Raw genomic sequence first — 21,785 nt, 5'->3', positions numbered from 1 at the left:
CTGGATATTTTCCATTCATAAATGGTGACAACTAGGAAAAACGAAAGGAAAGATTGGGTTAGAAAACTAACGAGTCCCCGATTTCAGTAATTGTTCCAAGTATCTGGCCACTATGTCTATTTCTAAGTTTACACGCGCACCTGGCTTCCAGGCAATCCCTGCATTGGTTTTTTCCAGAGTTTCCGGTATGATTACTAGTTCAAATTCTCCAGGAGAAGAATCCACGATTGTCAGGGAAATTCCGTCCACCGTGACACTTCCCCTAGGAGCTAGATATTTCGAGAATTCAGGATCATGGCGAACCAGAAACCTTTTCACCTTTCCTTCATCCTTGTTTTCCGCACTTAGAATTTCTCCGGTAGTGTCTATATGTCCCGTTACCATATGTCCCCCCATTCTAGTATGGGGTTGCACAGACCTCTCTAGATTTACTCTGGATCCTAGGACGAATTTCCCAAAATTCGTCAGTTCCAAGGTTTTAAAGGAAGAATAAAACGTGAAAAGATCCCCCTTGTTTTCGAAGGATGTTACAGTGTGACAAGCACCGTTGACTGAAATTGAATCCCCTTTTTTGAGATCCGGCTCAGTCCATTTCGTTTGAATGGAAAAAAGTTTGCCGTCCTCGGTATTTTCGATTCGAACGATCTCTCCGGTGGCTTCAATCAATCCTGTGAACATTTTTGGAATACCTCCCAACAATCTGTTCCTAATTCGACTCTATACTCTAACATGTGATCTTTTCCCCAATCCGGCTTGATCCCTTCGAGAAAGCTTACTTGATTAGACTGGATCCGTAAAATTCTATCTTCATTTTCCAGTGCTTCGGAAAAAAGGCGATACAGAGAGTTTCCTCCCTCGACCAACGCTAAATTCACTCCCCAATTTTCCAACTGATTCATTATGTTTTTATGATCTAGCTTTTGGGAATAAGAAAATACATTTCCTTCTGCAATTTTGTGAAGACGATCCAAGTAACTTGTACTTCCAGAACCTCGGATAAAGAATCTCGCTAAAGATCTACCATATTGCAAATTCAGCTTTTCCTGTTTTTCTAAAAAAGAGGAACTCACTCTAGATTCCTCCGGAAGCAAAAAAATCCTAAGTGGTTGGTACTCGGAGAGTTTTTCCAAGTGAACTTTCATACAGGACTCCGATGCACCTTGGTCCAGGATTTCAGAAATCAATCCGGAGAATCCCTCTGCGCCAAGATTGGCACCCGTTTTTTTTGGACCATGCAAGTCGCTCAACGGTCTGGCAGAGGGTAGCTTAAAGTCTAGCCCTGGATGGTCAAATTGCACTGTGCCTGAGCCGACTAAAATCGCATCCACTTTGGCTCTGAGATAAGAGAGAAAAAAATCAGAATCGGTCGAAGATATTTTTTCACGAAGTCCAGTGCCACTAGTATAAAATCCTTCCTTAGTTACTGCAGCTTTTAGTAAGATGGCTGGTTTTCGAGTCAGTATTCTATTACGAAAACCGAATATAAATTTAGACGCGATCTTTGCCAATTCTTGGTGAAAGACCACTCTGATTCCTGCATTTTCCAGTTCTAAGTTTCCGTTTCTTCCTTTTAGGAGGGGGTTCGGATCCTCCCAACCTATATATACTGTTTCAGGTTTTTCTTTTAGAATCAAATCTAGACAAGGCGGCGTCTTTCCGAAATGAGTACAGGGTTCCAATGTCACAAAAACATTGTGAGGAGGAAGCTTCGGGAATTTGGATCTAAACTCTAAGTAAGCTTCTCTTTCTGCGTGGTTCCCACCCGCTATCTGAGTTCTACCGAGAGCAAGAATTTTAGAGTTTGAAGTATCTGTAATTACACAGGCTACCGGAGGATTCGGAGTAGTGAATCCGGTCGAAAGAAAGGACAGTCGGAGGAGCTCCTCCCGAACGATTGTCGGGAGGGCAGAATTCACGCGGTTCTGAACCTTTTGTGCAAAGTATCGTAGATATCGATTAACGGGGCCGCGATAAAAATGGACGAATAGGTCCCGAGAACGATACCGAATGTTAGCACGTAAGCAAAGTCGTAGAGTTCCACTGCGCCACCAATAATCAATGCAACCACAGAAATCAAAGTCGCAAAAGAAGTGTTAAACGTTCTGCTCAGGGTCTGATTGATGGAAATATTGATCACTTGAGCGAAAGTATCCTTCAGATTTCCTGCATTTTCACGAATTCTATCAAAGATCACGATCGTATCGTTAATCGAATATCCTAACAAAGTCAAAAGTGCAGCAATGATCGGAATGCTCGGTTTGATTTGAAAGAAACCGATAAAAGCCACAGTGATCACCAAGTCATGCACGAGTGCGACGCTAGCACCCAACGCGAACTTGAACTGGAATCGAAAGCTGATATACGCCAGAATGATTAACAAGGTCAAACCTAAAAGTGTTACTCCGGTCTCGGTCAATTCGGCTCCTACTACGGAACCCACTTGGTTTGCAGAAAGAATTTGCTCTTTTGTAAGATGAAAATCTTCAGAAACAAGAGAGATCAGAGCGTCAATCGCAGGTACCGATTTGGAATCAACTCCCACAGATCCTTTTTTCTCGGTATAAAGCTGTTTGATTTTCTCTACAGAACCTAAACCGATATCGATCTGGTAGTGATTCTTTTCCTTATCCATCAGAACTAGAACTGCTTCTAAGCCCTTGGAGGAAAAATATTCTTCCAGTTTGCTTCGATCTACTGAATCTTCGAAGTCGATTACTGTCCGAAGCCCTCCGTCAAAGTCCAAGGAAGTTGCAAAGCCACCGTATTTTCCATAAGTTACGCTAAATCCTAAAATGATGAGCAGGATCGAAACGCTAATAGATACGTATTTATATTTTATAAAATCAAACATTTTGGGACTCCAATTTCTTGAATCCGATCTGAAGTTTAGAAACTCCTAATTTATTTACCAGCAGATCCATAATCAATCTGCTCAAGAAGAGAGAAGTGAACAAGGAGGTCACAATACCCCAGCAGAGGGTGATTGCAAATCCTTTGATCGGACCGTTTCCGAGTTTGATCATTAGGATACCAGAGATCAAAGTCGTCACGTTACTATCTATGATCGTCCAGAAGGCATTCTCGAATCCTTGCGCCACGGCCGCAGTCACGTGCTTGCCGTCGCGGATTTCTTCTTTAATCCTTTCGTAAATAATCACATTCGCGTCCACGGCCATACCCACTGTGAGAATGATCCCCGCAAATCCAGGGAGAGTCAAAGTGAAGCCCATTAACGAAAGTAAGGCCGTCAAGACTATGATGTTCACAAGTAGAGCGATATTCGCCACCAAACCGGAGAGTCTGTAGACGATCATCATGAATACGATTACAAGTAAGAATCCAAGTAATACGGACTTCATACCTACTTCGATCGATTCGATCCCTAAAGTAGGTCCGATAAATCTCATTTCCAGCACGGAAAGAGGTATCGGAAGCGCACCTTCACTGATCACGTTGGAAAGATCGACTGCTTCTTCTCTTCCAAAATCTCCGTCGATCTGAGCATTACCTCCTGCGATCGGCCCGCGGATCACCGGTGCAGAAATCACCTTATCTCCCCAAACGATCGCGAGTTGTCTTCCTACGTTCTTAGATGTGATCTCGAAGAATTTTTCTGCTCCGGACGAAGTCAGGGTAAAGGAAACGAAATAGGTAAGTCTGTTGTTATCGTAGGAAGGATGCGCGTCCCTCATGTCCTTTCCGTCCAAGGAGATCGCTCTTTCCAATACGATAAATTCTCTCGGAAGCAAAGGAGCTTTCGGATTTGCGCCCCTTCCCCAGCTTGCGTATAACTTAAATTTTTCCGGAATATTGTATTTCTTTTCGAGCGCTGCCAAAAAGTTATCTTGCTCGGATTTACCTAGCTTCTGTTTTACAATATTCTGAAATTTGATAATATCGGTTTCATCACGCTTTTCTTCGGCGAGCAATCTGGATTCTTCAGTATCGATAATGGTTTGATACACACCTCTAGTATCCGACTGACTGTTCGGATTTTTAGGAGGTTCTTTCAGTCTATATTCCACAGTTTCGGTGTTTCGGATAATATCCAAGATTTGAGCGGAATTGCTTACACCGGGCAGAGAAACTTCTATCGAATCCTGTTCTTTTTGGATCCTGACTTGAGGCTCGGTCAAGTTTTGATTCGTAAGACGGTTGTCTATGATGAGTTTCGCTTTTTCTAATTCTATGAGTTTTCTAGAAGCAGTAAGTTCGAAATAACTATTAATTTCTTTTAATCTGTCGTCTGCTTCCTTCTTCTCTTTATCAGAAGAGCTAGGATCAGAAATCGTATGATTTAACTTCTCGATTTCTTTTGCGTAGCTTTCTTTCAATTTAGAAGCATAGTCCTCGAAATCGCCTTTTAGTACGACCCTCATCCCACCTTGCAAATCCAAACCAAGACGAATCGCGAGAGGTCTTCCGCCAAAAATATATTCTTCCACCCGAGTTGGTCTCAGTCTGTTTTTGGGTTCTAAAATCAGGTCCTGGTTTTCCTGAGAGATCTGATTGATTTTTGCGGAAGTAACAAATCTACCTTTGACCAAATAAAAATTGGATCCTTCGGGAAGGGCGGCCGGACTCGGTTCTATTTTCCAGTTTTGGTTTGGATTATAATCTTTCTTCCAACGTTCCTCGAACGTTTTCAAAACAGTTTTTTGTTTTTCCTCTGGTAGAGATTTGAACTCGGGACGCACCGAGAGTTCTAATTCCCTTTCTGCAAAATTAGGATAGAGTAGAGTAATCGAAACTGCTACTACTAATACGGGGACAATGATCCATTGGACGGATTTCAATTTTGGCTCCTAGTCTCTTCTCACTTTGTTAATGGTCACCGGAGATCTCCGGTTGATTTTTGGTCCGCCTGCTCTAAAGCGGTACAATGCAAATAGTACGACAAGTACGAGTATGATCAAAGGCTTTCTATATTCGGAAAGGAAACCGACGAATCCACCTTGGTCCTTTCGCTCTTCTGCCTTTCTTTTTTCCTCTTCCTTTTTCTTATCCTGACCGATTTTTAGGATCTCTCCTAACTTTTCCTTAAAGGAGATTTCCTTTTCAGCATTGGCTGAATTTGTTTCAGTATATCCGGGCAGATTTCTGGAAGTCAGTACAGTTTCCTCGTTCACCCAATACGGCTTGGAGGTTTCCTTCGACTCTTCTTTGTTGGTCCCGTTCGAACTTGATTCGGACTGGCTCGTGTTATTAGAATTCGAAGTAGAAGATCCGTTTTTTCCGTTCGTATCTTCTGGAGAAATCCCGGAGTTTTCCGGTTCTATTTTCTTCTTTTGTTCGCTATCAGGACGCTCGCTGCTCTCCTGCTTCTCAATCGAACTCTGAGATTTTTTCTTTTTATATCCTTTCCTTACTCTTTTTTTCTTAGATGATTTGGAGGATTTTTTGGAGACACTAGTTTTCTTAGGTTCTCCAACCTTGTCTAGGAAATTCAGCTCTTCTCCGTCTTGCCCAAAAATGGACAAGCCGGCCACGAAAGAAAATAAAAGTAGGCACGCCCTGATCTGATTCATATAACACACGCTATTCTAACTATACCTATCGGAAGGGATGGACAGATTCACCCTTCTTTCTTCTTCAAAATGGTACTAGTATTGAATGTGACGTTTGTATCTTTCGCGATTGCGATCACTACAGTTTCGTTGTTCTCCTTAAACTCCACGATTTTGCCATGGATTCCAGAAGAAGTAACTACCTGATCGCCCTTTTGAAGATTCTCTATCATTGCTTTTCTCTTTTTCTCTTCGCTTCTTTGTGGGCGAATCACGAGAAAATACATGATAATAAACATCACTCCGACCATTGCGAAAGGAGAGGAAGTTAAAAGCGAAAGTGGGTTCCCTGAAGTAGGGGCTGCGCCGTCTGCTGCCTGCGCGAGTAGAAAAAGATGATTTAAGTCGAACTGCATGATTTGATCTTCCTGGCTTTGTTTTTAGCGAATTTTAGTACCAATATTTTCCGTTCTTACTGTTTGGAAATTAAATCTTGGAAGAAGGCCCCTGTTTTTCCGGAAACAATCTGCTCCAGCGCCATTTTGTAACCTTCTGCAATAGTATGCGCCTTGCCCATAGCGAATAAGCCAGCCCCCGCATTTAGGGCAACTGCATGAGTTCCTGCAATTTTTTCACCCTTTAGAATTCTCCTGGCGAGGGCCTCGGCCTGGTCAGGGCCGCTAGCAAATACCTCTGATTCTTCCAATTTAGCTAGGCCGAGACTTTTAGGATCGAAGTCCTTTCTAGAAATGACCCCGTCTTCGAGCAAAGTGAAATCCGTGGTTTCAAAAACCGAGAATTCGTCCAAACCGTCTCTGGAATGACAAACCAATGCCCTTTTTAGGCCAAGTCCTTGCAATACCCGAATGAATGTTTCCATCAACTCTGGTTCATAAACCCCAATGACCTGGTATTGTGGAGCGAATGGATTACTCAGAGGACCAATCATATTAAATAAGGTTCTAAACCCTAATTCTTTACGAACCGGTCCTGCAAACCTCATAGAAGGATGCCACATCGGAGCAAATAGAAAAGTAAATCCATGGGACAGCAGGTGAGCTTCTACATCCATCTGATCCTTTTCCGTGTTGTAGCCCAAGCGAGTCAAAATATCACTCGAACCTGTATGAGAAGAAACGGATCTGTTTCCGTGCTTGGCAACCTTCAATCCTAGGGAAGCCAATGTAATTGCGGAAAGAGTGGAAATATTGACTGTGCCCTTCCCGTCTCCTCCGGTACCGCAAGTGTCGAGCATATCGAAAGGGAACACTGTCTTTGGTTTGAGAGCATTCTTTCGAAGCGCTAGCGAAAATCCGAGCAATTCGTCCACTGTCTCTCCCTTAGCACGCATCGCTGTCAAAAAGGAAGAAAGCAAGATTTCGGAGACCTCGCCAGTCATGATACTATTCATGACGCTTTCTGCTTCGTGAACCGCTAAATGTTTTCTGTCTAATGCTTTTAGAATTGCCTGTCTAATTTCCATTTTTTCGAAACACCTTTCGGATCGCTTGTAGTCGCAGTACGTCTCGATTTGTAATGAGATAACGTACTCCGGAGAGAACAGTAATGAAAGTGGTCAAGAGCATCCCGAAATAAGGTACAAACCCGCCAAGCCCGAAGACTAGATCGTTCCAGGAAGGAACTCCCTGCTCTGTCCAGGCACGAGTAAATCCGATCGCGTTCTGAGTGGCTATGCTGAACGTACTCTCCCCCGCTGCCTTGCCATTTGCATATACTTCGTTGATTAAGATTCTTTTTTTAGAAGAAATTAATACGAAAAAGATCAGAATCAGCAAAATCGCACCCATTTGAAATACTGTTTTTACTTTTCCGAGCATCGTGGTGCGAACGGAACTACCTTGCTTGATCGCAAGATATCGTAAGGTGGTGATCAACATATCTCTACCGATGATCAAAGCCACCATCCACAGTTCTATCTGCTGGTGAAGAAAAATGAAGGTAACAAAACATCCGATCACGATGATCTTGTCTGCCAAAGGATCCAGGAATTTTCCGAATTCGGTTTCCTGTTTCCATTTGCGGGCGAGATACCCGTCTATAAAATCAGTGATCGAGGCCGCAGAAAACAAAACAAGCGCGGCGATATAATAAATCTGTTCTTTTTGGTACAAAAACCAAATGAAGAAAGGAAGGGATGCCACCCTTAATACAGTGAGGGTATTTGGAAGATTAAAGTTTTCTTTCACTGAGTCACCCAAGTTCCTATCATATCGTATTCATAAAATGATTCAATTTGCACCTTTCCGATCATCCCCGGTTTTAAACTAGGATCTTCGACGTAAACCACTTCGTCAATCTCCGGAGCGTCCTGCAACCTTCTCACAACTGCAGTTCCTTCTTCAATTGCATCCACAATCGCAGGATACGTTTTTCCTATCCTAGACTCGTGGATTTCCTGCAGGATTTTTAAGTGGGAATCTCTGACCAGGTTGATTCGTTTTGCCTTTTCTTTTTCGGAAACTGTCTGCTTTAACTCTGCGCCCTTGGTTCCGTCTTGAGGAGAATAAGAAAACAAGTTCACTTTTTCTGGACGAGTCTCCTCGATAAATTTCAGAATCAAATCTACATCATCGGGAGTTTCTCCCGGGAATCCCAAAATAAATGAGGTCCTGATTTCCAAATCAGGACGCACTTCCCTGGCGAACTTGTAGAGATCACGAAATGCGGAATAATTTCCGCTTCGATTCATGGACTTGAGTACAGATTCAGAAACGTGTTGCAATGGTGATTCCAAATAAGGAGCGATTTTCGGAATTTGACCCATCAATCTCAAAATCTTTTCCGTTTTCTTGTCCGGATATAAATACAGTAACCTTAATATTTCCAGACCTTCTACTTCGGACACTTTCTGAATCATGTCCAACAAAAGATCGCTATCCTTTCCGTAATAAACGGTGTCCTGAGAAACTAAACAGATTTCCTTTGCTCCTGCTGACAAAGCCCTTTTTGTATCGCTCAGTATCGAATCTAATGGGGAGTCTTGGAATTTTCCGCGTAGAGAAGGAATAATGCAGAATGCGCAACCACGGTTGCAACCATCGGAAACTTTTACATACGCGTACGGTTTGGAATAATTCTCTATGTGAGGAGAAAGTTTCATTCTCTCCAGAAGATCTGCATTGAATTCTTCCTTAGAGATAGATTCTAAATCTCTCCGAAAGGCTTCCTTTAAGATCTTACCTGCTTGAGAATATTTGCCCGTTCCAAAAACGAGATCAACCTCAGGAATTTCGGCGGAGATATCTTTGGGATACCTCTCTGCAAAACATCCTACGACCACCAATTTCTGCCCTTCTTGCTTTTTAGAATTCGCAGCTCCGAGGATGGTCTGTATCGTTTCCTCGGTGGCAGATCGGATAAAAGTACATGTGTTAATTAAATGAAAATCAGATTCCTCCGGATTTTGAGCCGGAACGAATCCTTCGTCCAAGAGAGAATGGTGCATGCTCATGGAGTCCACTGTGTTCTTCGGACATCCGAGCGTAGTGATGAAGAACTTCTTATCCAACGAAAGTCTTACTCACCCAACTCCTTGATGATAAACTGAGTGCTATCGTACGGATTCGGAGTTTTTACGAACACTTTTTTGACCAGTTTTCCCGGACGACCTAAAACAACTTTTGGTTTTCCGTTCTGAATCATTTCCACTGCAGAGCCGTCGCCCACTTTCAGCTCAAGGCGATCTTTTCCTTCTAAGCTGCGGGTTTCTCCTGACTGTACCAAGCCTCTGAAACCCATCTGACCGTCGATCATGAATTCTGCGTAGCTTGGTTTAGAAAAATATAATGTAACTTGGATTGGAACATCCCCGAGCGTTTTCATGCTATCTCCCGAAGGAGCCTGGGTCTTTCCGTTATTGTTAGGTGTTTCCTCTTCGTTCAGCGCGACCAGCACTTTCGCGGAACTTCCTGTTACGCTTTGTGCTGTGATTCTAACGCTTCTGCGAAGAGAAGAAATTTCAGGAATAGAATAACTCAGTATTTTTTCCTGACCTTGACCCAACTTGAATTTGTAGACTGTCAGTTCAGGATATACGTTGAATCCCAAGAGTGCGGTGTTCGATTCGCTACCTTGGTCCACACCAATGATAAAGAGTTTGCATTGTTGATTAGAGACGCTGAGGCTCACACCCTGATCAGTAGTCAAAATAAAACTTTCTGGACGGTTTTCCGGAACAGACCGATTCACAAAATCTATATTCTCCGGAATTTCTAGTTTGCGACGGCTTTCTTCGGCAATCTCCTCATCGCTGTTAGACGAATCGTCCAAGAAGGTGAAAAAGATATAGCCTGCGACAAGCAACATCACGATCGAAATCGCGGTGATAATCTTATTTTTATCAAAATTAAAATTGAAATCGTAATAAAAAGAGGAAGTAGGCTTGGTTAGTTCTTCTAGAGGCGCCTGAGATTCTTCGATCTTTTCTCCTCTGTATAAATTTACAAGAGTTCCAGTGTCTAACTTCAAATATAAGCCGTAGTTTTTGAGAAACCCAATAGTAAAGGTCTCTCCTGGAAATTGGGAATAATCCTCCGTTTCCAGAGCTAAAATATATTTCACGGAGATGTTTGTGTCCTTGGAAACATCCTTTACCGTTAGCTTTTTTTCTTCCCTAGCCTCCCTAAGGATTTGCCCGACACGCTTCTGGTTCAATTCCTCTCTCCTTTCCTGGGAAATTATTCTTCGGATACCAAAGGATTATTTACGATTTTTGCATTTCCATCCGGGCGATAGTTGAACTGCCCGTCTTCCAGATCCGCATTCTTGTCGATTCCGGAAAATTCTACAGTTGTGGTCTTACCCCTTCCGTCACTGGCAACCGCTTTCTTTATGAAATAATTTTCTGCGTCAACATAAAGGGTCATCGTCTCATACCCGCCGATTTTTTCTCTTTGTTCCAGAGCCAATACGAAGTATTTCCGATTGTCTTTCGGGGACACTTGCGGTTGTTCAATCGAATCAAACTTATAATGATATTTTCGGAAAATTCTAGATAGACCCTCTTCCGTAAAGGTGGAGAATATAGGACCCGATTTATTAGATTTATTTAATGTAAGATCTTGCTTTCCGACAGCATTCAGGCGTTTGATAAATATCCAAAGTGTTTTTCCATCGGAAACGATTTCATCTCCTGCTGGATCTGAAAACTGGTAGCGAATCTTTCCGCCTTTCTTGTAATAGCAGACTCCTCTCATATTCCGAACCTTCTTGTTAGATTCGGTCTGGATCTGAAAATCCGCCTTGTACGATTGAATCTCTGAAAAAGTTTTTCGAACCTGTTTTACTACTTCCGAAGGAGAATTCCAATTATGAGAGGGCTGGGATCCTGCAGAAAACGGAAAAGATAAAAATAGAATAATGGTGAAAAGTGCCTGGAATACTCCAACGGGAGAACGTTTAGTCATCTTCTTAAAAAAGCCGGGATTTTTTTCCAGAATGGAGCCCGTCGGGTTCCCTGTCACTTGGTTTCTTTTTCTAAGGGGAAAATTCAATTTGAAGGAGTTCCTACGGCGGAATTCCGCCTAAAAAGGATTGTCGGAATCGGATTTTTGTGAAATGGGGGTGGGTACCACCGCTGCCGCTCCGGCCCCCTCCCAAATCGGGTGGGGCCTTTCACTAAAAAGTACACGCAGAATTAACTAAAAGGAATTACCTTTTTATCTAAGTATTTCGCGCCCTTTTGAACCCAGGATAGCGCTTACATAGCCCCTTTCTTCCATTAGTTCCATGATTCTGGCGGCTCTGTTGTAGCCGATTTTTAGTTTTCGTTGCAGGTAACTAGCGCTCGCTTTCCTTTCTGTCCTAACAATTTCCCAAGACTTTTCAAACAGCTCTTCATCCATCTCTTCCATGGATTCAGAAGGAGAGTCTTCCTCGAAGTTCATCTCCACGTAGTTTGGAGCTCCAAATCTCTTGGCCTCCTCCACGATCTTTTCTATCTCCTCTTCAGAGATGTATGGAGCCTGAATTCTGGCCAAATCGGCAGACGTAGGAGACTTATAAAGCATATCCCCTTTACCCAAGAGGGATTCCGCACCGTTCATATCTAGAATGATTTTAGAGTCCATCTTTTGAGCCACATGAAATGCGATTCTGGCAGGACAGTTCGCCTTGATCAAACCAGTGATCACATCGACGGAAGGTCTCTGGGTTGCCATGACTAGGTGGATTCCGACTGCTCTTGACTTCTGGCTGATTCGAGTAATAGCATCTTCCAAATCTTTTCCGGAAACCATCATCAAGTCTGCGAGCTCATCAATGAAAACCACCACATAAGGCATCTTGGAATATCCTTCTTTGTGATAGTGCTCTTCCACTTTTTCATTATAAGATCTAAAGTCTCTGCATTTCAATTGGGAGACAGACTCATAACGTGCTTCCATCTCTTGAATGACCCAAGCAAGTGCCTTTGTGGCTTTTCTTGCGTCTTTAATCACCGGCATGAGTAGATGCGGGATATCCTCGAATAAGGTCAATTCAACCATCTTAGGATCGATCATGATGAAGCGAACTTCCTCAGGGGAAAGATGCAGAACGAGGGAGGCGATCATCGCATTCAAACAGACCGATTTTCCTGAGCCGGTGGTTCCGGCAACGAGCAAGTGCGGAAGTTTATTCAAATCGATCGAAACTAGTTTTCCTGAAATATCTTTTCCGATCACAATATTTAGATCTTTTTTAGCTTTTGGTGTTAAAGAAGATCTTAATATATCTCCCAAAAACACGTCTTCTCTGAGCTTATTCGGAACTTCAATCCCGATCGTAGATTTTCCGGGGATGGGTGCGACGATCCTGACATTTTTGACTGCCAAATACATCCTGAGCTCATCCGTAAGTGATGTGATCCTTCCTAATTTTACGCCTGGAGGTGGAGTCAATTCATAACGAGTAATGATCGGGCCTCGTTCCCAAGCGACGACTTTTGCATCGTATCCGTACACTTTCAAAGCGTTTTGAATTTCCATCGCTACTTTTTCAGATTCAACTTTAAAGAGTGCATCCTGCACCTTCGTAGGATTGGAGCGAAGCCGATTCAACGGAATATGATATACAGAACGCTTGGATCTGAATTTTGGAATCATGGACACTAGAGGAAACGGCAGGTTTTCTTGTTTCGATTTTTGCTCTGTTTCTCTACTTGCAATTTGCTGTTCCGCGATTTTCAAGTCAGAGGCGGAAAGGACTTCCTTAGGACTTTGAACCTGCAAGGTCGATCCTTTCTGGACGTCCTCAAATTCCCTTTCATCCTCAATGCTATCTTCATCCTCTTCTTCGATATCTTCCTCAGTATCGCTCTCCACAAGTGAAGCACCGTCTTCGGAGAGTTGAATATTCTCAAAAGCAGAATCTTCTTCTACTTCGTTCGAATCTTCAAAGTCTTCTATCAAATCCTTAGGATCAGCCTGAAAAGCAACGGGCCGAAGATCCTCTTGTACTATTTCTGTTTTTGAATCTGTCTGACTGGCCTTGTAGTTCGGCAGCTCAGATTGTTTGTGCAAATTCAATTCTTCTGAAAGATCGGACTTTGTACGAAGGTCCAGAATTTCCCAGGCAAAGGATTTTCGATTCAGATCTTCAGATTTATCTGCATGGACTTTTTCGACGAGAGACGCAGGAGCGTTCTGGAATCGGAAAATCTTTCTTTCCTCTTCAAAAAAGCCTTCGAGTAATCCTGAATTCACAAATTTTTTAGAAGGCAAGACCTTTGTCACCTTGGAGCTCTTTTCCCTTTCACTTTGTATGTAAGATTCTAGCTGGGATTCTCGACGCTCGCTTTTGCTCTTTTGGAACCAAGGTGGAATCTCAGATTCGGAAACTGCTTCCGGCGCAGACGACTGAAACGTGTCGCTGAACTTACTCAAGTTCTCTTTCCAGGACATGTGCATCGCCTTAGGAAAATTGCTCATAGTCTCCAAGCCCAATTTTTCGGGGTTTACCTGGCTTCCTGAATTCACATTCGATCTTTCTCTCGCCTGATTTACTCCAGCGGTCCACTGATTTTTCCAGTCGCCGATCGATATGGTTCCTTGGTTCATGATTCTCCCCAGAAAATGAAGAGGAGATTCATTGATAAAAACTAATATTCCATAAAAGTATATTACAAAGTGAAGCAACAGTCGCCCGGTTGCACCGAACAAATATTCCATGGCCACGGCAAGTGCCTGACCCAAAACTCCTCCGTTTGCAGCAAATGGAACAGAGGACGGATTCCCGAATACATTCAAGCTTACTGCAACCGCTAACAAAAACAGCGGAATCGTGAGTATTTTCGGAGTAATATCCTGGTTTGGCTTCGCTAGAAGAATTCCACCAGTAAGTAAAAGCATGATACCTGGAACAAAAGATGCGTTTCCGAAAAGATAGAAAAATCCCCAGGACAAAAAATGTCCGAGACGGCCGAACAGATTGGCCTTGATTCCGGTCTCGCTGAACTCAAAAGAGCCAAGAGAAAGAGTAAGGAAAATGCCCGCGAATAAAAGTAAGTAAGGAAAGGCAGCTCTGCTTCTTTCCCAAGTCCAGATTTTTAGGGCTTCATTTTCCGTCCGATTCATACTTCTTTAGAATCGGCCGTATTTTAGGAAAGAAAAAGAGACTTAATTCGATGAAAGGTGAATTTTGACTTCAAATCCCCGTGGATCCGAACCCTCCGGCACCTCTTTCAGTTTCGGGGAGTTCCTCTACGATGTCCCAGTCGGCCACAACAGTTTTACGAATCAGTAGTTGTGCGATTCTCATCCCTGCCTCGAGTCTGAATGGTTCTTTTCCCAGATTCAGAAGCGGAACAAAGAGTTCACCGCGATAATCTGAATCTATGGTCCCAGGAGAATTTGGTACTAAAATCGCAAACTTTGTAGAGAATCCGGATCTAGGTCGAATCTCAAAATGATATCCTTCCGGAATAGCAAACGCCAATCCTGTCGGGACAAGCTTCACTTCTCCCACAGGCAAATCGATCGCCTGGTCCAAGCAAGTGCAAAGATCGTATCCTGCGGCGCCGGAAGTTTTTCTGTCCGGAAGCATCGCATTCTCCCGAATTTTTTTAACGGAAATATTCATCGCCTTCCCCCCTCTGGATACGAAAATGATTCGATCAATCTTCGGATCGACGCCTCTTCTTTTTCGCCTAACTTTGCGAGTACGGATAAATGCAATTCCGGAATCGCGAATACTTGCCTGGATAATTCGTTGATCTCTTCCAGACTAACCGAGTGGATTTCCCTCACTCTCTCTTCGAAGGTAAAATACTTTCCGTAGTAAATTTCCTGCAAAGCGATATTCGTCATCCGGCTGTCTGTCTGTTCGTACCCGATAGAAAGACTACCTTCGTGATTTGTTTTTGCATCTTGCAATTCTTTTGCAGTAATTCCCGCTTCGACAAAATGTTTTAATTCGTCCAAAATCACGGTCAAGCTTTCCTGAAATCTTTCTCTGGAAGATGAGCACACAATCGAAGTAATTCCGGAATCTCTGTAAGAGGAAGGATAAGCAGTGATATGGTAACACAACCCCCTCTCTTCTCTCACTTTCTGGAACAAACGTGAGGACATTCCGCCTCCCAATACGTGAGTCAAAAGTGAAAGCCTTGTGCTATCCCTAAAATTTCTGGGGAGCCCATTGCCACCTAACACAAAATAGGCCTGTTCGGTTTCTTTGTTTCCTTTTCTGAAATATCCGAACTTTTTGATCGGAGTTTCATAGGCGGCGACCAATCCTTTCTTATGAGGAACCGAGAAATATTTTTGAACCGTCAAAAGGATGGTTTCCGGATCAAAATCTCCTGAAAGAGAAAGAACCATATTGTCAGGACAGTAGTAAGACTCATAAAAATTTCTTAATAAAGTCGGAGTGACTGCCTTGATCGTTTTCTCAGTGCCTATAATATCTCGGCCCAGAGCATTTCCCGGAAAGAAATTATTATAGTAGAAATCGTGAACCGCATCTTCAGGAGAATCCTCGTAGCCTTTCATTTCTTCCAGGACAACTTCGGCTTCGTTTTTGACATCCTGCTCTTTGAAAACAGGTAGGAACATCATTTCGGAAAGCAGCTCGAGACCTAACTCCAAATCCTTGGCGGCCAGGGTTCCGTAAAAGTACGTAAATTCTCTGGAAGTGGCGGCATTGGAATAAGCGCCGACTCTTTCCCAATCTTCGGCTTGTTGTTTTGCGGTTCTTTTTTCCGTATCCTTAAAGAGCATATGCTCCAGGAAATGACAGTAACCTGCACTTGACTCGGACTCCGAACGAGATCCTAACTTTACGTATACACCTATAGAGACACTTACTGTGTAAGGCGCTCTTTGAAATACGACAGTTAAGCCGTTCGGCAGTACTAATTTGTGAGTTGGCTCTTCTCTTCCGACCAAAGCTTCAATTCAGTTATACTTCGAGGGCGTCCCTGCGAGAGAGATCGATTTTTCCAGTTTTATCGATATTTAATACACGAACCCGGATCATCTCGCCTTCTTTCACGACGTCTTTTACCGAATTTACTCTTTTAGAATCCAGCTTGGAAATATGGCAAAGACCTTCTTTACCTGGAAGAATTTCCACAAAGGCACCAAAGTCGGTGATTCTCTTCACCTTGCCTTCGTAGATTTTTCCTACCTCTACTTCCATAAAGAAAGCATCTACCATTCCTGCGGCTTTCTCTGCGGACTCCATATTGGAACCTGCAATCGTGACTCGACCGTCGTCCTCAATATTGATATCTGCGCCACTCGCTTCGATAATCGCGCGAACGTTCTTACCGCCCGGACCGATTAATTCACCGATGCGATCGCGAGGAATATGACGGACAATGATTCTAGGTGCAGTCCTAGAGACAGAATCGGCTGCTTTGGAAATATGTTTCTCCATAATATCCAAAATATGAAAGCGTGCTTTCTCTGCCTGAGCAAATACAGCTTCCAGAACTTCGAATCCAACTCCAGTTACCTTTAAATCCATTTGGAAGGCGGTAATTCCTGAACGAGTTCCCGCAATCTTGCAGTCCATATCTCCGAAGTGGTCTTCCAAACCTGCGATATCGGAAAGGACCGCAAAGCGTCCTTTCTCGTCGGAGAATAATCCCATCGCAATTCCACCGACTGCGGAACGAATAGGGACTCCAGCAGCCATCAATGCAAGGGATCCGGAGCAAACGGAAGCCATAGAAGAAGAACCGTTCGATTCTAAAATTTCAGAAACAACGCGGATCACATACGGGAAATCATCCATTTTCGGCAGAACAAGCTTCAGAGCTCTCTCCGCCAAATTTCCGTGTCCGATTTCTCTACGGCCTGGACCGCTGGATCTACGAACTTCTCCTACGGAAAACGCAGGGAAGTTGTAATGAAGCATAAAATTCTTTTCTTTCGGACCTTCCAGGTTTTCGTATCTCTGGTTATCCGATGCAGTTCCCAAAGTTACTACGCCCAAGGATTGGGTTTGGCCTCTGGTAAAGACCGCCGAACCATGAGCTCCAGGTAGAGGACTCATTTCCACACCGATATGACGGATTTCGTCTAACTTTCTTCCGTCAAAGCGTGTACCTTCCTGCAACACTTGTTCGCGTACGATTTCGTACTCTAACTCGTGCAGAAAGCTTTTGATATCCTTGATTTTATCCGCTTCCTCTACTTTAGCTTTGAAATACTCCACAGTATCCTTATTGATCTGTGAAATTTCTTTCGCTCTAGCTTGTTTGTCAGGATTTCTATTTGCAGCGGAAAGTTTTTCAAGAGCAAAGCCGCGTGCTTCGCTTAACAAAGCTTCGTCTTTTTGCTTGAGTTTGACTTCTCTCTTAGTTACCGATAGTTCTTTTGCCCAATCAGTCTGCAAATCTACGAATTTAGCAATATGACCCTGTGCAAATCTAAGAGCCTCCAACATTTCTTTATTGGAGAGTTCTTTTGCTTCTCCCTCTATCATTACGATATGGGTTTTGGTTCCTGCCACAATCAGGTCCAAATCGGAATTTACGATTTCTTTAGTGCTCGGGTTGATTACTAATTCGCCGTTAATTCTACCGATTCTCGCGCCAGCAATCGGACCGTTGAATGGAATATCAGAAATTGCTAATGCAGCAGACGCAGCATTCAAAGCGTGTCCGGCTGTAGAAACTTCGTTGTCAGCAGACAGAACCTGCACTTGAAGTTGCACTTCGCAGAAATAGCCTTCTGGAAATAAAGGTCGGATCGGACGATCGATAATTCTGGAAATCAGAACCTCGTGTTCGTAAGGTTTTGATTCTCTCTTGAAATAACCGCCCGGAAAGCGACCTACGGAATATAACTTCTCGGTGTATTCACAAGTGAGTGGAAAAAAGTCCTGACCTTCTTTTGCTTCGTCAGCAGCGCAAACTGTTGCAAGTAATACGAGGTTTCCAGTTTTATAAACTACGGCTCCGTGGGCCTGCTTTGCCCAGTCCCCTGTCTCGAGAGTGATGGTGTCACGACCAAATTGGCCGGTGATTTTTTGTGCCATAACGGATTCCCTTACTTACGGAGTCCGAGAGTTTCGATTAACTTTTTGTAGCGATCTAGATCTGAGCGTTTTAAGTATTCTAGTAGCTTCTTACGTTTGCTAACGAGCTTAAGAAGTCCTGTTCTAGAGTGAAAATCTTTCTTATGTGATTTAAAATGCTCGTTCAAACCTTTGATGCGAGCGTCAATAATGGCAACTTGGACCTCAGTTGATCCAGTATCTCCTTGTTTTTTCGCAAATGTAGAGATAATTTGCTTCTTTGCTTCCGTAGTTATCATACTTTGATTGTACCTAAATGCCAGTTTTTGGGGCATTAGCCCCCGTATAAAGCTAATTTTTGGGGAACACCTTCAAATATTTGTAATTGAAGCTGCCAGGAAGTCCGTCCCTTCTGCACCAAGCAAGTATTTGGCCTTCCGGAGAAATCAGTAGGAACTCCTGAGCAGGGATCCATTCTAAGCGCGGTTTTTTTCCATGAAAAATGTCTTTTACCAGAGTCCCAGGGACTTCTACCGACGGAACGTCTACGATCTCTTCGGGAGGATGGACGATTGCGGTTCCGGAAAGGAGTGCATCGTAGGTATCAGCTTTGTCTAATCCCAGTTTACCGATCTTTGTTCTTGTTAGAGATTGGAGGCTCATCGGAATTCCGGCTTTTTCTCCAATATCCATCACTAGTTTTCTAATATAAGTTCCAGCAGAAACCTTTGTGCGAATTTTACATCCTTTGTAGTCTAGTTCCAAAACCTCGAATTCATAAATCTTGATCTTCCTGACGCTCTGTGGAACGGAAACCCCTTCACGAAAGAGTTGGGCCCTCCTTTTTCCACTGACTTTCAAGGCGGAAATCTCCGGAGCGACCTGGTCTTCCCAATCAGTCACAGTCGCCAAGATATTATCCAACTGTGCTTTCTTTTCTTGGTACCAGTTTCGAATTCGCTGGTCTTCCCAATCTTCGAGTACGATTCCTTCGCGGTCTCCTGAATCAGTGGAAAAGCCAAACTGAACTTCCGCCAAGTATTCCTTTTCCTTGGTCAAAAATATTTGAGAAAAACTGGTCGAAGAGCCTATGGGGAGAATGATCAAACCGCAAGCGGCCTTGTCCAGTGTCCCGGTGTGACCTACTTTATGAAGATTTAATGTTTTCTTTGCTTTGAGTACAAGATCAGAGGAAGTCATTCCTACCGGCTTATCCAGTAGCAGAAAACCTGACTTAATCTTGGCTTGTAGGCTTTCTTGTAAGTCTGAGGGATTCATCTAGGCTCTGAATGTATTCTTCATCCCAAACAAAGCTCATTTTAGGCATTACCCTAAGCCCCATTTTCGTGGATAAAGTCGCTTGAAATCTGCCCGAAGCACTATTGAGTCCTGCGAGCAACTTTTCCTTTTTCTTGTCAGTGCAAATCGCAGTCACATACACTCGCATGTATTTTCCGTCATCGGACATCTCCGCTCTGTGCACGGAAACCATATGAATTCTCGGGTCTTTTACCTTGCCATTTAGGATCATCAAGGCGACGGTTCTCACCGTCTCCGCCTCGATTTTCCTTTTTCGGATCGGATTCAAAGTTCCGGATCCTTAATCAAGCTTCCTCTTGATCACGGATACAGTATAAGCTTCGATCGTGTCACCTACCTTAAACTCGTTGTACCCGTCTAACTGAATACCGCACTCGAAATTGTTGACCACTTCGTTGACTTCGTCCTTGAATCTTCTAAGTGATTTGATCTTGCCATCAAAAGCAATCACACCGTCACTAATGACTCTGACTCCAGAGCTCTTGGTAATTTTTCCAGACGTAACCATACAGCCGGCAATACTTCCGATTCTGGAAACCTTGAAGATTTCTCGAATCTCCGCAGTTCCGATTACTTCCTCGATGCGTTCCGGTTCGAGCAAGCCTTCCATCGCCATTTTGATTTCATCTACTACTTGGTAGATAATGCTGTAGTATTTGATTTGAACCTGTTCTTTCTCCGCAAGAGAAACAGTCTTTGGATTTGCACGAACATGGAATCCAATGATCAATGCGTTGGACGCAGACGCCAACATTACGTCAGTGTCTACGATCGCGCCTGTTCCTGAGTGAATCACGGTCAGTTTTACATCCGCAGTAGAAAGTTTCTCCAGAGCTTCTTTGATTGCCTCCGCAGATCCTCGAACGTCCGCTTTGATGATCACCTTCAGATCTTTCAATGCGCCCTGTTTTATGAACTCGTTCATATTGTCCAGGGTGACCTTGGTTCCGGTAGCGCCAGCAGTTCCGATTCTTTCGAATTCTATCCTGTGCTGAGAAATGTTCCTTGCTTCTTTTTCATCCGCCATCGCATCAAAAGGTGCGCCTGCATCTGGAACTCCGTCCAGACCAGTTACTTGAGCTGGAAAGGAAGGTCCGGCTTCTTTGATAAGATGACCGTAGTCATCATACATGGCCCTTACTCTACCGGAATAAATTCCCGCGACAAAAGGATCCCCAACTCTGAGAGTACCGTTTTGGATTAATACAGTAGCGACTGCTCCGCGACCCGGATCCAATTTGGCTTCTACGATGGTTCCTTTTGCCCGGCGTTTTGGATTTGCTTTCAGGTCCATGACCTCTGCTTGCAACAGAACAGCTTCTAAGAGTTTATCGATTCCGATATTCTCTTTCGCAGAAATCTTGCAATACATGGTATCTCCACCCCAGTCTTCGGATTGGAGTCCATGATTAGCTAATTCCTGGCTGATCTTATCCGGATTTGCTGACGGAAGATCGATTTTATTGATTGCAACGATGATCGGGACCTTTGCGTCTTTTGCGTGAGCAATTGCTTCTAAAGTCTGAGGCATAACGCCGTCGTCTGCCGCGACTACCAAGATAACGATATCCGTAACTTTTGCTCCTCTGGCACGCATGGAGGTAAATGCCTCGTGACCAGGAGTATCCAAGAAGGTGATCTCACCTTTGACAGTTTTGACCTGATACGCTCCAATATGCTGGGTGATTCCACCGGATTCTGTTTCGATGACCGATGACTTGCGAATCGTATCCAACAATTTCGTTTTACCATGGTCAACGTGTCCCATGATCGTTACGACAGGAGGTCTGTGGATATAATCATCCGGACTATCCTTCTCTTCCTCAATGAGAGTTTCCTCATAGAGTGAAACAACTTTCACCTTACATCCGTATTCGTCTGCGAGAATTCCTGCAGTCTCTGCGTCGATGATGTTGTTAATAGTAACCATCATTCCCATCTTCATCAGCTTACCGATGACTTCTCCGGGTTTCAGGTTCATTTTTTTGGCGAGTTCGCCTACTTGAACATTTTCTAATAATGTAATTTCTTTTGGTACGGAAACTCCAGTAGGACCAGCTTGTTTTTGCTTTTTATAAGCTTGTTTGAAGAACTTCGAATTCTCCATTCCGGAAAAATCGTCTGGTTTGCCAGTCTTATCTTTCTCTGTCCTTTTCTTACCGGCCGCACCTGCAGCACCTAAAGCTCCGCGTAAATCTGCTTCTGCACCTGCGCCTGGACTACCAGTTCCACCTTGAGGTCGGAATCCTCCGCCACCTGGGCCTCCACGGAATCCTCCGCCTTGGCCCCCTTGACCACCACGATAACCTCCACCGGGTCCGCCTTGGCCTCCACGGAATCCGCCGCCCTGGCCGCCTTGACCACCACGATAACCTCCACCGGGTCCGCCTTGGCCTCCACGGAATCCTCCGCCTTGGCCGCCTTGACCGCCACGATATCCTCCACCGTCCGCCTTGGCCTCCACGGAATCCGCCGCCCTGGCCGCCTTGACCA

Annotated in this window: 18 protein-coding genes and 1 pseudogene; all 19 read right to left on the bottom strand. The window is 43.9% G+C overall.

All coding sequences use genetic code 11. The features are described 5' to 3' along the window. Nucleotides 1–66 precede the first annotated feature (66 nt). Entirely contained in the window at nt 67–678 is a 612-nt protein-coding gene (locus CH373_RS11810) for a riboflavin synthase (RefSeq protein ID WP_100713320.1), read from the bottom strand. Next, nucleotides 663–1,916, bottom strand: a complete 1,254-nt coding sequence (locus tag CH373_RS11805; RefSeq protein WP_100713321.1) for a bifunctional diaminohydroxyphosphoribosylaminopyrimidine deaminase/5-amino-6-(5-phosphoribosylamino)uracil reductase RibD — start codon at nt 1,914–1,916, stop codon at nt 663–665. Before CH373_RS11805 ends, CH373_RS11810 begins: the two co-directional genes overlap by 16 nt. Beyond that, a complete protein-coding gene (gene secF / locus CH373_RS11800; RefSeq protein ID WP_100713322.1) occupies nt 1,913–2,851 on the bottom strand; it encodes a protein translocase subunit SecF in 939 nt (312 codons plus the stop codon). The genes CH373_RS11805 and secF overlap by 4 nt, the downstream gene beginning before the upstream one ends. After that, nucleotides 2,844–4,796, bottom strand: a complete 1,953-nt coding sequence (gene secD / locus CH373_RS11795; RefSeq protein ID WP_100713323.1) for a protein translocase subunit SecD — start codon at nt 4,794–4,796, stop codon at nt 2,844–2,846. The genes secF and secD overlap by 8 nt, the downstream gene beginning before the upstream one ends. Nucleotides 4,797–4,805: 9 nt before the next feature. Then, nucleotides 4,806–5,528, bottom strand: coding sequence for an SRP-less Sec system protein (locus CH373_RS11790; protein WP_100713324.1), 723 nt, complete (start codon nt 5,526–5,528; stop codon nt 4,806–4,808). A 47-nt stretch (nt 5,529–5,575) separates the two neighbouring features. After that, complete coding sequence (yajC, locus tag CH373_RS11785) at nt 5,576–5,923, bottom strand: preprotein translocase subunit YajC (RefSeq protein ID WP_100713325.1); 348 nt, start codon at nt 5,921–5,923, stop codon at nt 5,576–5,578. Between the two features lie 56 nt (nt 5,924–5,979). After that, nucleotides 5,980–6,990 (bottom strand): anthranilate phosphoribosyltransferase, encoded by a 1,011-nt coding sequence (gene trpD / locus CH373_RS11780; protein ID WP_100713326.1) that lies wholly within the window; start codon nt 6,988–6,990, stop codon nt 5,980–5,982. Beyond that, nucleotides 6,980–7,714 carry a CDP-diacylglycerol--glycerol-3-phosphate 3-phosphatidyltransferase gene (gene pgsA, locus CH373_RS11775; protein ID WP_100713327.1) on the bottom strand — a complete coding sequence of 245 codons (735 nt, stop codon included), beginning with the start codon at nt 7,712–7,714 and terminating at the stop codon, nt 6,980–6,982. Before pgsA ends, trpD begins: the two co-directional genes overlap by 11 nt. Next, nucleotides 7,711–9,036 carry a 30S ribosomal protein S12 methylthiotransferase RimO gene (gene rimO / locus CH373_RS11770; RefSeq protein WP_100713328.1) on the bottom strand — a complete coding sequence of 442 codons (1,326 nt, stop codon included), beginning with the start codon at nt 9,034–9,036 and terminating at the stop codon, nt 7,711–7,713. Before rimO ends, pgsA begins: the two co-directional genes overlap by 4 nt. 8 nt (nt 9,037–9,044) lie before the next feature. After that, nucleotides 9,045–10,181, bottom strand: a complete 1,137-nt coding sequence (locus tag CH373_RS11765; protein WP_100713329.1) for a helix-turn-helix domain-containing protein — start codon at nt 10,179–10,181, stop codon at nt 9,045–9,047. Nucleotides 10,182–10,204: 23 nt separating this feature from the next. Then, nucleotides 10,205–10,933, bottom strand: a complete 729-nt coding sequence (locus tag CH373_RS11760; protein ID WP_100713359.1) for a LolA family protein — start codon at nt 10,931–10,933, stop codon at nt 10,205–10,207. Nucleotides 10,934–11,185: 252 nt separating this feature from the next. Further along, complete coding sequence (locus tag CH373_RS11755; RefSeq protein ID WP_100713330.1) at nt 11,186–14,080, bottom strand: DNA translocase FtsK; 2,895 nt, start codon at nt 14,078–14,080, stop codon at nt 11,186–11,188. Between the two features lie 70 nt (nt 14,081–14,150). Further along, nucleotides 14,151–14,585 carry a dUTP diphosphatase gene (dut, locus tag CH373_RS11750; RefSeq protein WP_100713331.1) on the bottom strand — a complete coding sequence of 145 codons (435 nt, stop codon included), beginning with the start codon at nt 14,583–14,585 and terminating at the stop codon, nt 14,151–14,153. After that, nucleotides 14,582–15,892, bottom strand: a complete 1,311-nt coding sequence (locus CH373_RS11745) for a M16 family metallopeptidase (protein WP_100713332.1) — start codon at nt 15,890–15,892, stop codon at nt 14,582–14,584. The genes dut and CH373_RS11745 overlap by 4 nt, the downstream gene beginning before the upstream one ends. 13 nt (nt 15,893–15,905) lie before the next feature. Continuing rightward, a complete protein-coding gene (gene pnp / locus CH373_RS11740; protein WP_100713333.1) occupies nt 15,906–17,993 on the bottom strand; it encodes a polyribonucleotide nucleotidyltransferase in 2,088 nt (695 codons plus the stop codon). 11 nt (nt 17,994–18,004) lie between these two features. Next, entirely contained in the window at nt 18,005–18,271 is a 267-nt protein-coding gene (gene rpsO / locus CH373_RS11735; RefSeq protein ID WP_100713360.1) for a 30S ribosomal protein S15, read from the bottom strand. A 52-nt stretch (nt 18,272–18,323) separates the two neighbouring features. Beyond that, entirely contained in the window at nt 18,324–19,250 is a 927-nt protein-coding gene (gene truB / locus CH373_RS11730) for a tRNA pseudouridine(55) synthase TruB (protein ID WP_100713334.1), read from the bottom strand. Beyond that, a complete protein-coding gene (gene rbfA, locus CH373_RS11725) occupies nt 19,207–19,560 on the bottom strand; it encodes a 30S ribosome-binding factor RbfA (RefSeq protein WP_100713335.1) in 354 nt (117 codons plus the stop codon). The genes truB and rbfA overlap by 44 nt, the downstream gene beginning before the upstream one ends. Nucleotides 19,561–19,572: 12 nt before the next feature. After that, nucleotides 19,573–21,785, bottom strand: a pseudogene (gene infB / locus CH373_RS11720) (translation initiation factor IF-2); the annotation flags it as partial.

The organism is Leptospira perolatii, from assembly GCF_002811875.1.
Taxonomy (GTDB): Bacteria; Spirochaetota; Leptospiria; order Leptospirales; family Leptospiraceae; genus Leptospira_B; species Leptospira_B perolatii.
The sequence above is the reverse complement of the archived record's forward strand: the minus strand, read 5'-3'. Positions and strand labels throughout refer to the sequence as shown.